This is a genomic window from Streptomyces sp. NPDC014623 (assembly GCF_043088245.1).
Taxonomy (GTDB): domain Bacteria; phylum Actinomycetota; class Actinomycetes; order Streptomycetales; family Streptomycetaceae; genus Streptomyces.
On sequence record NZ_JBIBZU010000011.1, the window covers coordinates 132,986 to 146,794 of the forward strand.

At 71.0% G+C, this 13,809-nt stretch carries 14 protein-coding genes; 6 read left to right on the forward strand and 8 right to left on the reverse strand.

The annotated features are described in order from the left end of the window. From ACF1FZ_RS19350 to ACF1FZ_RS19360, 3 genes are all read right to left on the reverse strand, one after another. Window positions 1–297, reverse strand: a complete 297-nt coding sequence (locus tag ACF1FZ_RS19350; RefSeq protein ID WP_003965732.1) for a DUF4193 domain-containing protein — start codon at window positions 295–297, stop codon at window positions 1–3. Between the two features lie 404 nt (window positions 298–701). Continuing rightward, a complete protein-coding gene (locus ACF1FZ_RS19355) occupies window positions 702–1,943 on the reverse strand; it encodes a sensor histidine kinase (RefSeq protein ID WP_391774603.1) in 1,242 nt (413 codons plus the stop codon). A gap of 7 nt (window positions 1,944–1,950) precedes the next feature. Further along, the gene (locus ACF1FZ_RS19360) at window positions 1,951–2,604 is read right to left on the reverse strand and encodes a response regulator transcription factor (RefSeq protein ID WP_391774604.1); all 654 of its coding nucleotides are present in this window, start codon (window positions 2,602–2,604) and stop codon (window positions 1,951–1,953) included. Between the two features lie 362 nt (window positions 2,605–2,966). Between ACF1FZ_RS19360 and ACF1FZ_RS19365 the strand changes: the two genes are divergently transcribed. Continuing rightward, window positions 2,967–3,140, forward strand: a complete 174-nt coding sequence (locus ACF1FZ_RS19365; protein WP_391774605.1) for a hypothetical protein — start codon at window positions 2,967–2,969, stop codon at window positions 3,138–3,140. Between the two features lie 102 nt (window positions 3,141–3,242). On the opposite strand, the gene ACF1FZ_RS19370 is transcribed toward ACF1FZ_RS19365, so the two are convergent. Next, entirely contained in the window at window positions 3,243–4,043 is an 801-nt protein-coding gene (locus ACF1FZ_RS19370; RefSeq protein WP_391774606.1) for an inositol monophosphatase family protein, read from the reverse strand. A 78-nt stretch (window positions 4,044–4,121) separates the two neighbouring features. Next, window positions 4,122–5,246, reverse strand: coding sequence for a ferrochelatase (locus ACF1FZ_RS19375; RefSeq protein WP_391774607.1), 1,125 nt, complete (start codon window positions 5,244–5,246; stop codon window positions 4,122–4,124). Between the two features lie 113 nt (window positions 5,247–5,359). On the opposite strand from ACF1FZ_RS19375, the gene ACF1FZ_RS19380 reads away from it, so the two are divergent. Further along, window positions 5,360–6,604, forward strand: coding sequence for an MFS transporter (locus tag ACF1FZ_RS19380; RefSeq protein WP_391774608.1), 1,245 nt, complete (start codon window positions 5,360–5,362; stop codon window positions 6,602–6,604). Continuing rightward, a complete protein-coding gene (locus tag ACF1FZ_RS19385; protein WP_391774609.1) occupies window positions 6,564–7,883 on the forward strand; it encodes a D-arabinono-1,4-lactone oxidase in 1,320 nt (439 codons plus the stop codon). Before ACF1FZ_RS19380 ends, ACF1FZ_RS19385 begins: the two co-directional genes overlap by 41 nt. Window positions 7,884–7,907: 24 nt before the next feature. Here ACF1FZ_RS19385 and ACF1FZ_RS19390 read toward each other — a convergent pair whose 3' ends face one another. After that, window positions 7,908–8,924 (reverse strand): hypothetical protein, encoded by a 1,017-nt coding sequence (locus tag ACF1FZ_RS19390; protein WP_391774610.1) that lies wholly within the window; start codon window positions 8,922–8,924, stop codon window positions 7,908–7,910. A 496-nt stretch (window positions 8,925–9,420) separates the two neighbouring features. Here ACF1FZ_RS19390 and sepH point away from each other — a divergent pair, with 496 nt between their 5' ends. Next, window positions 9,421–10,485, forward strand: a complete 1,065-nt coding sequence (sepH, locus tag ACF1FZ_RS19395) for a septation protein SepH (RefSeq protein WP_391774611.1) — start codon at window positions 9,421–9,423, stop codon at window positions 10,483–10,485. An 83-nt stretch (window positions 10,486–10,568) separates the two neighbouring features. Here sepH and ACF1FZ_RS19400 read toward each other — a convergent pair whose 3' ends face one another. Then, complete coding sequence (locus ACF1FZ_RS19400; protein ID WP_391774612.1) at window positions 10,569–11,396, reverse strand: sulfurtransferase; 828 nt, start codon at window positions 11,394–11,396, stop codon at window positions 10,569–10,571. Between the two features lie 239 nt (window positions 11,397–11,635). Between ACF1FZ_RS19400 and ACF1FZ_RS19405 the strand changes: the two genes are divergently transcribed. Together ACF1FZ_RS19405 and ACF1FZ_RS19410 are read left to right on the forward strand one after the other, a co-directional pair. After that, window positions 11,636–12,412, forward strand: coding sequence for a VOC family protein (locus ACF1FZ_RS19405; protein WP_391774613.1), 777 nt, complete (start codon window positions 11,636–11,638; stop codon window positions 12,410–12,412). A gap of 416 nt (window positions 12,413–12,828) precedes the next feature. Beyond that, window positions 12,829–13,113, forward strand: coding sequence for a hypothetical protein (locus ACF1FZ_RS19410; RefSeq protein ID WP_391774614.1), 285 nt, complete (start codon window positions 12,829–12,831; stop codon window positions 13,111–13,113). 107 nt (window positions 13,114–13,220) lie between these two features. On the opposite strand, the gene ACF1FZ_RS19415 is transcribed toward ACF1FZ_RS19410, so the two are convergent. Beyond that, window positions 13,221–13,766, reverse strand: a complete 546-nt coding sequence (locus ACF1FZ_RS19415; RefSeq protein ID WP_391774615.1) for a hypothetical protein — start codon at window positions 13,764–13,766, stop codon at window positions 13,221–13,223. Window positions 13,767–13,809 lie beyond the last annotated feature (43 nt).

The window sequence follows — 13,809 nt, forward strand, 5'->3', positions numbered from 1 at the left end:
TCAGTCGCAGTCGCGGCAGATGGGCTGGCCGTTCTTCTCCCGCGCCAGCTGGCTCCGGTGGTGCACGAGGAAGCAGCTCATGCAGGTGAACTCATCGGCCTGCTTGGGCAGGACCCGCACGGCCAGCTCTTCGTTGGACAGGTCCGCGCCGGGCAGTTCCAGTCCTTCTGCCGCGTCGAACTCGTCCACGTCGACGGCGGATGCCGTCTTGTCGCTCCGACGAGCCTTGAGCTCTTCGAGGCTGTCCTGGTCCACGTCGTCGTCGGTCTTGCGTGGGGTGTCGTAATCCGTTGCCATGTCGCTCTCCCCCTCATGGGTGTCTGCGGTGTCTCAGCGCACGTAACGCGTGAGAGGCCGGACTTGTGCCCGACCTGAGGCGGAGATTTTGCCTCACATCAAGGTCTGTTACTCAATCGACACCCAACCGGATCTCTCGTGAGCGATCAGCTTGGGTGGCGATGGGGACCGTACACGGTCCGATTACTGCGGTTCGCGGGCGCCACCCCGTGTACTTCCCGTGATACCGACCCCCGGAAACCCGGACGTTTCCAGGCTTTCGGGCAGAGATGCGGTCACGGAGAGTGGAGGGGCGGAGATTTGCTTCTGTGATCGATCACACAGGGGTGGAACGGAAGAACTGTGCAAAAATTCCGCCCAAAGCGAACAAGGCGATCCGATGCGGCTTCACACCGTGAAACCTCTCAGGCCGGCAGGGTGACACGCATCACGAGACCGCCGCCTTCGCGGGGCTCCGCGATGATACGGCCTCCATGGGCCCGCGCGACGGATCGCGCGATCGACAGGCCGAGCCCGACCCCCTTGTCGCTGCCCGTGCGCTCCGTGCGCAACCGCCGGAAAGGTTCGAAGAGGTTGTCGATCTCGTAGGCGGGAACCACGGGCCCGGTGTTCGAGACCACCAGGAGCGCCTGCCCGTGCTGGAGCTCCGTGGTGACCTCCACCCAGCCGGCCTCCGCCACGTTGTAGCGCACGGCGTTCTGGACGAGGTTCAGCGCGATGCGCTCCAGGAGCACCCCGTTGCCCTGGACGACGGCCTGGGCGCGCTCGCCGCGCACCTCGACCCCCTTCGCCACCGCCTCGGCACTGGCCTGGTCGATCGCACGGTCGGCGACCTCGGCGAGGTCCACGGGTTTGCGTTCGATGATCTGGTTGTCGCTGCGGGCCAGCAGCAGCAGCCCTTCGACCAGCTGCTCGCTGCGTTCGTTGGTCGCCAGGAGCGTCCTGCCGAGCTGCTGGAGCTCCGTGGGGGCACCGGGGTCGGAGAGGTGCACCTCCAGCAGGGTGCGGTTGATCGCCAGCGGGGTGCGCAGCTCGTGCGAGGCGTTGCCCACGAACCGCTGCTGGGCGGTGAAGGCCCGCTCGAGCCGGTCCAGCATCTCGTCGAAGGTGTCGGCGAGCTCCTTCAGCTCGTCGTCCGGCCCGTCCAGCTCGATCCGCCGGGTCAGGTCCGTGCCGGCGACCCTGCGGGCGGTGCGGGTGATCCTGCCCAGCGGGGACAGGACCCGGCCGGCCATGGCGTAGCCGAAGGCGAAGGCGATGATGCTGAGCCCCACGAGAGCCAGCAGCGCCCTGTTCAGCAGGCTGTCGAGGGCATGCTGCCGCTGCGCCGCGGTGCAGTCCTTGATGGCCTCGTTGAGCTGGCTGTTGTTCAGCGCCGCACCGAGCTGCGGGCACATGTCGCTGGAGATCTGCACATTGGTGCCCTTGACCTGGAATTCCAGGCCGCCGGCGTCGCTCAGGGCCTGCGCCGCCAGCATGTAGATGATCGAGAGCAGCAGGATGCCCGCGATCAGGAACATACCGCCGTACAGCAGCGTGAGCCGTATCCGGATGGTGGGGCGCAGCCAGGGATACGGCGATTCCTGCGGTTTCGGTTCCCAGGTCGGCTTCGGAGGCGCCTTCATGGGTGCGGGGGAGGCTGCCATCACGCCCTCAGATCCGGTATCCGGAGCCGGGGACGGTGACGATGACGGGGGGCTCGCCGAGCTTGCGGCGCAGGGTCATGACGGTGACGCGCACCACGTTGGTGAACGGGTCGGTGTTCTCGTCCCATGCCTTCTCCAGCAGCTGCTCGGCCGAGACGACCGCGCCCTCGCTGCGCATCAGGACCTCCAGGACGGCGAACTCCTTCGGGGCGAGCTGGATCTCCTGCTCACCCCGGAAGACCTCGCGGCGGTTGGGGTCGAGCTTGATGCCGGCCCGCTCCAGCACGGGTGGCAGCGCGACCGTGGTGCGGCGCCCCAGGGCGCGGACCCGCGCCGTCAGCTCGCTGAAGGCGAAAGGTTTGGGCAGGTAGTCGTCCGCGCCGAGCTCCAGGCCTTCGACCCGGTCGCTGACGTCACCGGACGCGGTGAGCATGAGCACCCTGGTGGGCACACCGAGTTCGACGATCCTTCGGCAGACGTCGTCCCCGTGCACGACCGGGAGGTCCCGGTCCAGCACGACGACGTCGTAGTCGTTGACCCCGACGCGCTCGAGAGCCGCCGCTCCGTCGTAGACGACGTCGACGGCCATGGCCTCCCGGCGCAGCCCGGTGGCCACCGCATCGGCGAGCAGCTGCTCGTCCTCGACGACGAGTACGCGCACGGCGCAGTCCTTCCGTAGATCTTCGAAAAAACGGCGAGCGGCCCTCGTTCCGGCCGCTCGCCGCACGTCGGCGGCACCGACTGTGCGCGTCCATCCTGCCCGTAACACGCATAAACCGGCGGTAAGGCGACGCGGCACGGCCGCTGCTCCGGGGTGATCGACCGGATTTCCGGGCCTGTTGAGGTTTCTCGCGGATCGGCGGTGGGGAGGACGCTCTCACACCCGCGATCACGCCTGCACATGGCGTACCACAGCCCGTCCTGCATCCAGAGGGACTGCGTGATCACCCGCACTCCGGCCGACGAGCCGGAGGACCACCGGGCACACCCCCGTGCCACCGACCCACGACGAGGGGGCGCTTCATGGACGCTTTCACAGCAGGTCTGCTGCAACGGATCAGGACCACCGAGTCCGACCTCACGAGGGCTCGCGAGACGGGCGACGACTTCCTCGCGGATGTCGAGCAGGGAGAGCTGGACGACCTGCACCGCCTCGCCGCCGAGCACGGCGTGGAAATCGGCGCCACCAGCGTCTGAGCCGCCGCAGGAGGGCCCCGGGAGCCGCCACGGCTCTCCGGGGCCCTCTCCTCGTTACGGCACCCTTCCTGGGCGCCCGCAGCAGCTCGGGGAGGGCACCGGTCAGTCGTGCCAGGCTCCCAGCTCCTCGAGCAGGGCCTGCAGCGGCTCGAAGACGCCGGGGGTGGCCGCCACCGTCAGATCCCCGTCCGGCGGCAGACCGGGCCTTCCGCCGGTGAGCGCGCCGGCCTCCCGGGCGATGAGGTCGCCGGCCGCCACGTCCCACGGGTGCAGGCCCCGCTCGTAGTAGCCGTCGAGCCGGCCGGCAGCCACGTCGCAGAGCTCGATGGCGGCGGAGCCCCCGCGCCGGACGTCACGCAGCAGCGGAATCAGCTGCCGGGCCACGGCCGCCTGGTGGTCGCGCACCCCGGTGACGTAGTTGAAACCGGTCGCCACCAGCGCCTGGTCGAGGGGGGCCGTGGGGCGGCAGCTCAGTGCCTCCCCGTTCCCGTACGCGCCGCCCCCGAGCACCGCGTGGAACGTCTCACGCCTCATCGGGGCCTCGACCACGCCGACGACCCGTTCGCCGTCGCGCTCGGCGGCGATGGAGACGGACCAGGTCGGAAGACCGTAGAGGTAGTTCACCGTGCCGTCGAGCGGGTCGATGACCCACCGGATGCCGCTGCTGCCCTCGGCACTGGCGCCCTCCTCCCCGAGGAAGCCGTCGGCGGGACGGTGCTCGGAGAGGTAGCCGGTGATCAGCTTCTCCGCCCGGATGTCCATCTCGGTGACGACGTCGATCGGGCTGGACTTCGTCGCGGCCACCCCGAGGTCGGCGGGACGGCCGTCGCGCAGCAGCGCGCCGGCCCGGCGGGCCGCCTCCAGGGCGAGTTCGAGCAGGTCGGACAGCAGGGGGTCGGTCACAGCGCTCCAGACGTGGTCGCGGGGCCGGGGCGGGCGTGTCGGTGCCCGCGCGGCAGGGAAAGCGGCGGTCGCCGGCGGTCAGAACGGGCTGTCGGCGCCGGCGGCGGCGGGTTTGAGGGCCCTGGCGGGGCAGCAGCCGACCGGGCAGAGGTCGTGGGAGGGGCCGAGCGCGCCCAGGGCGCACGGCGTGACCGGGCGGTCCTGTTCGGCGGCGGCGCGCTCCAGGAGGAGTTCACGCACGGCGGCGGCGAACCGGGGGTCCGCGCCCACCGTCGCGGAGCGGCGCACCGGGAGTCCGAGCCCTGCGGCTTTCGCGGTGGCCTCCGTGTCGAGGTCGTACAGCACCTCCATGTGGTCCGAGACGAAGCCGATGGGGGCCATGACGACCGCCGGGACGCCCGTGCCGTGGAGTGTTTCCAGGTGGTCGCAGATGTCGGGCTCCAGCCACGGGATGTGCGGTGCGCCGCTGCGCGACTGGTAGACGAGCTGCCACGGGTGGTCGACGCCCGTCTCCTCCCGTACGGCCTCGGCGATCAGCCGGGCCACCTCCAGGTGCTCGGCGACGTACGAGCCGCCGTCGCCGTGTGTCTCCACCGGTCCCGAGGTGTCGGCCGCGGAGGTCGGGATGGAGTGCGTCGTGAACGCGAGGTGAGCTCCCGCCCTGACGTCCTCGGGAAGGTCGGCCAGCGACGCCAGCACGCCGTCCGCCATGGGGCGCACGAAGCCCGGGTGGTTGAAATAGTGCCGGAGCTTGTCCACGCGGGGCACCGGAAGCCCTTCCGCCTCCAGTGCGGACAGCGACTCCGCCAGGTTCTCGCGGTACTGCCGGCAGCCGGAGTAGGAGGCGTAGGCGCTGGTGGCGAGCACGGCGATCCGGCGGTGCCCGTCCGTGACCATCTCGCGGAGGGTGTCGGTGAGGTACGGGGCCCAGTTGCGGTTGCCCCAGTACACCGGGATCTCCAGGCCGTGGTCCGCGAAGTCCCTGCGCAGGGCGTCGAGCAGCGCCCTGTTCTGCGCGTTGATCGGACTCACACCACCGAAGAGGAAGTAGTGCTTGCCGACCTCTTTCAGCCGTTCTTCGGGGATGCCCCGGCCGCGCGTCACGTTCGCCAGGAACGGGACCACGTCGTCGGGGCCTTCGGGCCCTCCGAAGGAGAGCAGCAGCAGGGCGTCGTAGGGAGCGGGATCACGCAGATCGGACATGTACCCGATCCTGCCACCCGCCTCAGGCGGTGCGGCAACCGCCACCGGTGGCTCACGGGCCCCCGTAAGCTGTATCAGCCGTTGCACACCTGACAGGCTTCTCCGGAGTCCCCTTGCCCAGCCCCTACCGCGCCATCTTCGCCGCTCCCGGCAGCCTCGAGTTCTCGGCCGCCGGATTCTTCGGCCGGATGCCGCTCTCCATGATGGGGATCGGCGTGGTGACGATGGTCTCCCAGCTGACCGGCCGTTACGGGCTGGCGGGTGCGCTCTCCGCGACGCTCGCCATGGCTGCGGCCGTCATGGGGCCGCAGGTCTCCCGGCTGGTCGACCGGCACGGGCAGCGCCGTGTGCTGCGTCCCGTCACGCTGTTCGCGGCCGCGTCGGTCGCGGGGCTGCTGGTCTGCGCCCAGCAGGGGCTGCCCGACTGGACCCTCTTCGTCTTCGCCGCGGGAGCCGGCTGCGTCCCGAGTGTGGGGTCGATGGTCCGGGCGCGCTGGGCGGAGATCTACCGGGGGGCCGGGCGCCCGCTGCACACCGCGTACGCGTGGGAGTCGATCGTCGACGAGGTGTGCTTCATCTTCGGGCCCATCGTCTCCATCGGCCTGTCCACGGCCTGGTTCCCGGAGGCCGGTCCGCTGATCGCCGGTGTGTTCCTGGTGACCGGGGTCTTCTGGCTGACGGCCCAGCGTGCCACCGAGCCCCGGCCGCACCCGAAGGAGCACCACACGGACGGTTCGGCCCTGCGCTCGTCCGGGCTCCGGGTGCTGGTGATCACCTTCGTCGCCACCGGGGCGATCTTCGGGGCGGTGGACGTGGTGACGGTGGCCTTCGCCGAGGAGCGCGGCCACAAGGCGGCGGCCAGTCTCGTGCTGGCTGTCTACGCCCTGGGTTCCTGCCTCGCCGGAGCGGTCTTCGGCCTGTTGCGCCTGCGGGGGAAGCCGTCCACCAGGTGGCTGGTGGGGGTGTGCGCGATGGCCGTGAGTATGATCCCCCTCCAACTGGCCGGGAGCCTGCCGTTCCTGGCCGTGGCGCTCTTTGTCGCGGGCCTCGCCATCGCACCGACGATGGTCACCACGATGGCCCTCGTCGAACAGCACGTACCGCGCGCCCAGCTGACCGAGGGCATGACCTGGACCAGTACCGGACTCGCGGTCGGAGTGGCGCTCGGCTCCTCTGCCGCAGGCTGGGTGGTCGACGCCTCGGGGGCCGGGGCGGGGTACGCGGTGCCCGTCGTGGCGGGAGCGCTCGCGGCCGCGGTGGCGCTCCTGGGGTATCGCCGGCTCGCGGAGCCGGGGCCTACGGGAGGGCGCGGGGAAGATGACCGACACCTACGCACGGACGGCGAACACGTGGCGTAACTGGGCGGGGAACGTCACCGCCAGGCCGGCGCGCGTGGAGACCCCCGCGTCCGTCGACGAGCTCGCCGAGGTGCTCCGCAGGGCGTCCGAGGACGGTCTGAGGGTCAAGCCCGTGGGCACCGGTCACTCGTTCACCGCGACCGCGGCCACCGACGGGGTCCTCATACGCCCGGATCTGCTCACCGGCATCCGTGGCATCGACCGCAGGGCGATGACCGTGACGGTCGAGGCCGGCACCCCGCTGAAGCGCCTCAACGCCGCGCTGGCCCGGGAGGGGCTCTCCCTCACCAACATGGGCGACATCATGGATCAGACGGTCGCCGGGGCCACCTCCACGGGCACCCACGGCACCGGCCGCGACTCGGGGTCGATCTCCGCGCAGATCCGCGCCCTGGAACTGGTCACGGCCGACGGCACCGTGTTGCGCTGCTCGGCGGGCGAGCACCCGGACGTCTTCGCGGCAGCACGGATCGGTCTCGGGGCACTCGGCGTGGTCACCGCGGTCACCTTCGCGGTGGAGCCGGTCTTCCTGCTCACGGCCCGCGAGGAGCCGATGACCTTCGACCGGGTCACGACCGATTTCGATCAGCTGGTCACGGAGAACGAGCACTTCGAGTTCTACTGGTTCCCGCACACCCGTAACTGCAACACCAAGCGCAACAACCGGAGCGCGGGCCCCGCGGCTCCGCCCGGTCGGGTCAGCGGCTGGATCGAGGACGAGCTCCTCTCCAACGGGATGTTCCAGGTCGCCTGTTCGGTCGGCCGGGCGGTCCCGGGAGCCATCCCCTCCCTCGCCCGGATCTCCAGCCGCGCCCTGTCGGCCCGCATGTACACCGACATCCCGTACAAGGTGTTCACGAGCCCCAGGCGAGTGCGCTTCGTCGAGATGGAGTACGCCCTGCCGCGCGAGGCGGCGGTCGAGGCACTGCGTGAGCTGAAGGCCATGGTGGAGCGTTCACCGCTGCGGATCAGTTTCCCGGTGGAGGTCCGTACGGCGCCCGCGGACGACATCGCGCTCTCCACGGCCTCGGGCCGGGAGAGCGCGTACATCGCGGTGCATCTGTACCGGGGTACGCCGTACCGGGCCTACTTCACGGCAGTCGAGCGGATCATGACGGGATACGACGGACGTCCGCACTGGGGCAAGATCCACACCCGGGACTCCGGTCACCTCGCCGGGGCCTACCCCCGGTTCGGCGAGTTCACCGCCCTACGGGACCGGCTCGACCCGGGACGGATGTTCGCCAACGACTACCTCCGCCGCGTGCTGGGGGACTGAGGCCGCGGGGAAACAACGTCCGGATCACCGCTCCCCGCCCGTCCCGGCCGTGTCCCCGCCCCGCTGGTCCGGGCCCTCGCCGGCTCCCGTCGGGTCCGGTGAGGCCGGAGTGGTGCCGTCGGTGTCCGGGGTGGCCGGGGTGCTGGATTCCGGGGTCGCGGCGCCGCCGGACACCGGAGGGGTGGGTGCGGGGCCGACGGCCGGGCCGTCACCGCCGGAGGGGTCGGGCCGTGCGCTTCGGCCCTCTCCCTGGTCCGCGCCGGGCGTCCTGGTGCTCCCGTCACCCGGCACGCCGACGTCACCGTCCTCGTCCCCCTCGCCCCCCTCGTCCTCCTGGCCCGTGCCGCCCGAGGGCGAGGGGGACGGCGAGGCCGGCGCTCCATGCCGCTCGCCGCTCACGACGGAACCGACGGTCGTCCCTCCGTTGCCCCCCAGGTCGTGCCCGGACGCCATCTCGTACGCGGTGATGCCGGCCATCGACAGGACGAAGACCCCGGCGGCCGCGAGGGCCGATCGCTTCCAGCCCCGGACACGGGTGCCGTGCGTACGGGCGTCGGAGTACGGATCGTCCGCGGACGCGTCGCCGAGGTGCGCGGCCCCGTGGCCCGCCTCGCCCGGCCGGGCATGCCGCAGCACCGTGGTGCGCTCCACGCCCGGCTCCGCCCTGCGCAGCACCGTGGTGCGGTCCGCGTCGGACTCCGCCCTGCGCAGCACCCTCGTCGCGTCGTCCTGCGGCCGCTGCGGCGCGGGAGACGTCTCACGGGTGTGCACGGTCACCTGACGGCCCGCCGGGTTCTTCACCTGGACGGTGACCTCGCGGATCTGCTCGCCGGTACGACGGAAGAAGTGCTGGAAGACCGAGCCCCCGCAGGTGGCCACCACGCTCATCACGCCCGCGCCGGCGATGGTTCCGTACACACCGAGCTGCGAGGCCATCACCGCCGCCGCGACCGCCGCCACGGCGCTGCCCGCAACCTGCGGCAGGCTCAGATCTATGCGCCCTTCCTTACGTTCCGCATCACTCCGCGGCTTCTGAACCATGATCAGCCCTTGATCGACAACTACCCCACCTTGCACCAAGAAGGGACATGTGGGCGAATCAGATAGTTCCGATTCTGGAGATTCTGTGAATCAGCCCACGCATCGCGGGCATACCGCGGACAACGGGACAACCCGGCTCCCGCGCCCGGCGGGAACTTCGACGGCGCGCCGGTCCACCCAGGTGGCCCGAATGGAGTACTGTGGCGAGCCCTGGGGCCGGACTCCCACACGGGTGTCCGGGACCTGCGGGAGAGGGCCGAAGACGGCACTCGAACCGGCGGCGCCGCGGCATCGCACGGGCGCCTGCTACGAGGAGCGACCACCTGGCCGCTCCGCGTCGCAAGAGGTAACCGTGTCATCCTGGTGTTCCAGGGCCAAGGCCCGACACGCCGGGTAACTTGGCAAGGTTGTGGCAGGCTGAACCCGGGCAGGTCACACTCGACTAGCGGAAGCAGCGACGCACGTGACGTCGGCAGGCACCACCCGGGAGGTTCCCATGCCCGAACTGCGTGTCGTGGCCGTCTCGAACGACGGCACACGACTGGTGCTCAAGGCTGCGGACAGCACGGAGTACACGCTTCCGATCGATGAGCGGCTTCGTGCCGCCGTGCGCAACGACCGCGCCCGGCTCGGCCAGATCGAGATCGAGGTGGAGAGTCATCTCCGCCCACGCGACATCCAGGCGCGTATACGCGCCGGCGCCTCCGCCGAGGAGGTCGCCCAGTTCGCCGGCATCCCGGTGGACCGGGTGCGCCGCTTCGAGGGCCCTGTGCTCGCGGAGCGCGCGTTCATGGCCGAGCGCGCCCGGAAGACTCCCGTGCGCCGTCCCGGCGAGAACACCGGTCCCCAGCTCGGCGAGGCGGTGCAGGAGCGGCTGCTGCTGCGCGGCGCCGACAGGGAAACCGTCCAGTGGGACTCCTGGCGCCGGGACGACGGCACCTGGGAGGTGCTCCTGGTCTACCGCGTCGCGGGCGAGCCGCACTCCGCGAGCTGGACGTACGACCCGCCGCGGCGGCTGGTCCAGGCCGTGGACGAGGAGGCGCGCTCGCTCATCGGCGAGACCGACGACGTCGCGGCGCCGGAACCGAGCTTCCCGTTCGTGCCCCGGATCGCCAGGCTGCCGCGCGACCGGCCGCTGGACCGTGCGCTGGACCGCCAGATCGAGCGGCCCGCTCCCCTGGCGCCGGAGCCGGAGGAGCGCGTCGGCGGTGTGTCGGCCGGCGAGCGCGACTCGCTGACCAGCCTCCTGGAGGCGGTGCCGAGCTTCCGGGGCGACATGGTCGTCCCGGAGCGGCCCTCGCAGCCCGAGCCGCCCGCGCTCGAACCCGCGCCGCAGCAGGAGCCGGAGGCCGACGAGTCCCCGGCCGCGGCGGCGTCCGCCGGTGCGGGTTCCGCCTACGCCGACGTACTGATGCCCCGGGCGGTGGCAGGCCACCGCGACCGGCTGACCGGGACGACGGACCGTCAGGCCGAGGCGGACGGCGTGCGTCCGGGACGTCGGGCGGCGGTACCGAGCTGGGACGAGATCGTCTTCGGCACCCGCCGGAAGAAGCAGGACTGAGAACCGGCCCCGAGTCCGTCGGCATGAGGAGGGCCCGCACGCGGCCGCGTGCGGGCCCTCGCTCCGTCCGGACGTCCGTCGCGTCAGGCAGGGTCGGGGCCCGTGGCGACGGGCCGGGACCCGTCCGAGGACCACTCCGACCAGGACCCGGCGTACAGGGCGGCCCGGTGACCGGCGAGCTCCAGCGCCAGTACTTCATGGGCGCCGGACACCCCGGAACCGCAGTAGACGCCGACCTCGGTCTGGCCGTCCGCGCCGAGGGCGGAGAACCGGGAGGCGAGCGAGGCCGCGGGCAGGAAGCGCCCGTCCTCGCCCACGTTCTGTGAGGTCGGGGCGGAGACCGCGCCGGGAATGTGGCCGCCGACACGGTCGATCGGCTCCACGTCCCCCCGGTAGCGCTCCGCGGCCCGTGCGTCGAGCAGCAGACCGGAGCGGGCCAGTGCCGCGGCACCGTCCGCGTCCAGCAGGCCGAGCGCCCCGGGCTCGGGCCGGAAGTCGCCTTCGGCGGGCTCCGGGATGCCGGAGGTGAGCTCGCCCGTCCATGCGGCGAGTCCGCCGTCCAGCACCCGGACATCGGGGTGCCCGGTCCAGCGCAGCAACCACCACGCACGCGCCGCGGCCCAGCCCTGGCCGCCGTCGTAGACCACCACCGGGATCCTGCGGCTGACCCCCGCCCGGCGCATGACGGCCCCGAAGGCCTCCGGGTCCGGCAGGGGATGACGGCCGCCGCTGCCCGCCGGGCCCGCGAGCTCGGAATCGAGATCGATGTACACCGCGCCCGGGAGGTGTCCGGCCTCGTAGTCGGCGCGGCCGTTCGGCCCGCCGAGCTGCCAGCGGACGTCCAGGAGCACCGGTGGCCGCGGGCCCGCTGACTCGCTCATGTATTCGGATGCGGTGATGATGGGCTTCATGGGTGCCATCATCCCGCAGGGGCCGCCCCCGGGGAGGCAGCACCGAATCGGATGTACCGCATCAAAAAAGGGCTACGACGCGAGCGGAAGCCGGGAAACGCGGCGCGGCCGGGATGCCCCGGAGCCTCAGCGGTGCGAGCATCTGCACGGAGCGTACGCGCCCGTATCCGTACCGCTGGACGCCGCACAGGCTCCGTCCCCCGTACGGCCACCCCGAGGGTACGAGGAGAGAGAAGAAGATGACCGAGGCTGTCACCCGGCGCACACCCGGAGCACCGTGCTGGGTGAGTCTGATCGTGCACGGCCTGACCGCGACCCAGGAGTTCTACAGCCGGTTGTTCGGCTGGGAGTTCCGGCCGGGACCGGAACAACTGGGGCCCTATGTCCGGGCCCTGCTGTGCGGCAAGGAGGTCGCGGGCATCGGACAGCTGCCGCCCGACCGGCACCTCCCGATCGCCTGGACGACCTATCTCGCCACGGAGGACGCGGACTCGACGGCTGAGACCATCCGCTCCTGCGGCGGGACCGTCGCCGTGGGCCCCCTGGACGCGGGGCGCGCGGGGCGCCTCCTGCTCGCGTCCGACCCGAGCGGCGCCGTCTTCGGGGCCTGGCAGGCCGCGGATCACGTCGGCACCGCGCTCGCGGGTACACCGGGCACACCGGTGTGGAACGAACTGGTGGTCCGGGAGACCGCATCGGTCGCCAAGTTCTACCAGGCCGTGTTCGGATTCGAGACCGAGGCGGTCGCCCCGGCCGGCTCCGACTACCGGACACTGCATCTCCAGGGCCGCCCGGTGGCCGCCCTGCACGGCGTGGGACACGCCCTGCCGCGCGACCGGGGCCCGCACTGGATGACGTACTTCCAGGTCTCCGACACCGACGAGGCGGCGGCGCGCGTGGCGGAGCTCGGCGGGCACGTGCTGCAGCCGCCGCGGGAGGCCTCCAGCGGCAGGATGGCGACGGTGGCGGACCCGGAGGGGGCGGTGTTCACGCTCGTCCGCCCGCCGGGCAGCTGAGCGCCACCGGGGAGGCGGCCCGGCTCGCACCAGGGGCAGGCACGGGGCCCGCGTCCGGGTCACGGCGGGTGAAGCCCTTGCCCCTGCCGCCCTCACCACTCCCTCCGGCCCGGCGTCGGCGACAGCAGGCGATGCGCGGCCCCCGCAGGGCGGTTCACGCCCAGGCACCTGAGGCGGGAAAGGCCCACCTGTCAGGGAAGGGCGGCACGGGCGAACCGGTCTCCGCCGCAAGCCGGCCACCGAATTGAGGTCCTCATCGCAGGCGAACTCTCGACTGACACGAACTCATGCCCGCGGAGGGTCCTTTCCGTTCCGGATATTGGCGCGTACATGCAGTACAATCCCCCTCTGAACTCCACTCGGAAGAGAGCATGATGAGGAAAGCGCACATATGTTTTGCGGTACTGATGACGCTTATGACTGCCACCTCGTGCGGGCAGAGCGACACATCTGTCAACACTTCCGACCTGACCGAGCAGGAAAAAGAATGGGTCGAGTTTTCATACGCGCACGAGAAGAACGAGGACGTCAAACGGACGTGGGAGCAACTGCCCGCTGACGGCGTGAAATCCTACCTCGAAGAGCAGCGCCCCCGTCTGTGCGGCGACACGGCGGAACTGATGCAGAGCCTGAAGGAAGCGGGCTACGAAGCAGGTGAAATGCAGGAGTACAAGGAGAAGACCGCAAGGCTCATCTGCTGACCCGTGTACAGGAAATCGCCCGTCAGGACACTCCAGGGGCAGATCTCACGCTCGCAGACCAAAGGTCCCTGCCGTCACCGGCAGGGACCTTCGCGATCAGGAGTCCGTCACTCGCTCCGGACCGAAGCCCCTCCGAGAATCCTCAGGGAGTACTTGTCGTAGGCCCGGTGCAGAGCCATCACCACCGGCCCCGAGACGAACACCCCACTGACGACGTACTCCTTCTTGTTTCCGGTCTCGGCAACCTTTTTCCCGTACAGGGAATCGGTCTCCTTCTTCGCCTGCCGGAGCCACGACGAGGCCTTGCCGTGGTCGACTCCCGCCACGTCCAGCCCGGCGCAGGCGGCGAGGAAAGCGAAGCCATCGGACTGGTTCGTGCTGGTTCTGCACAGAAGAGACGACAAGTCCGCGTGATCGGCGTATCCGGCCGAAAGCGTCATCCCCCTCGCACCCCGCCCGTGGACGTAGGTCCTCTTCTCCCCGTCGGGCATCTCCTGCTCTACGGGCTTGTCCAGCTTCAGTTTCCAGTCTTTCGAGAGACCGGCGATGAATTCCTCGCCCGTGTACCCGGTGACCATCGTGTCCGCCGCCCCGAAGCTGGGCCGCTTGTCGCCCGGCACCGCGTGCTTCGGCAGATCGGCGACTCGCGGCACGGTGCGCGTCCTGGACGGTTCAGGTCGCGGCGCCGCGGCCTTC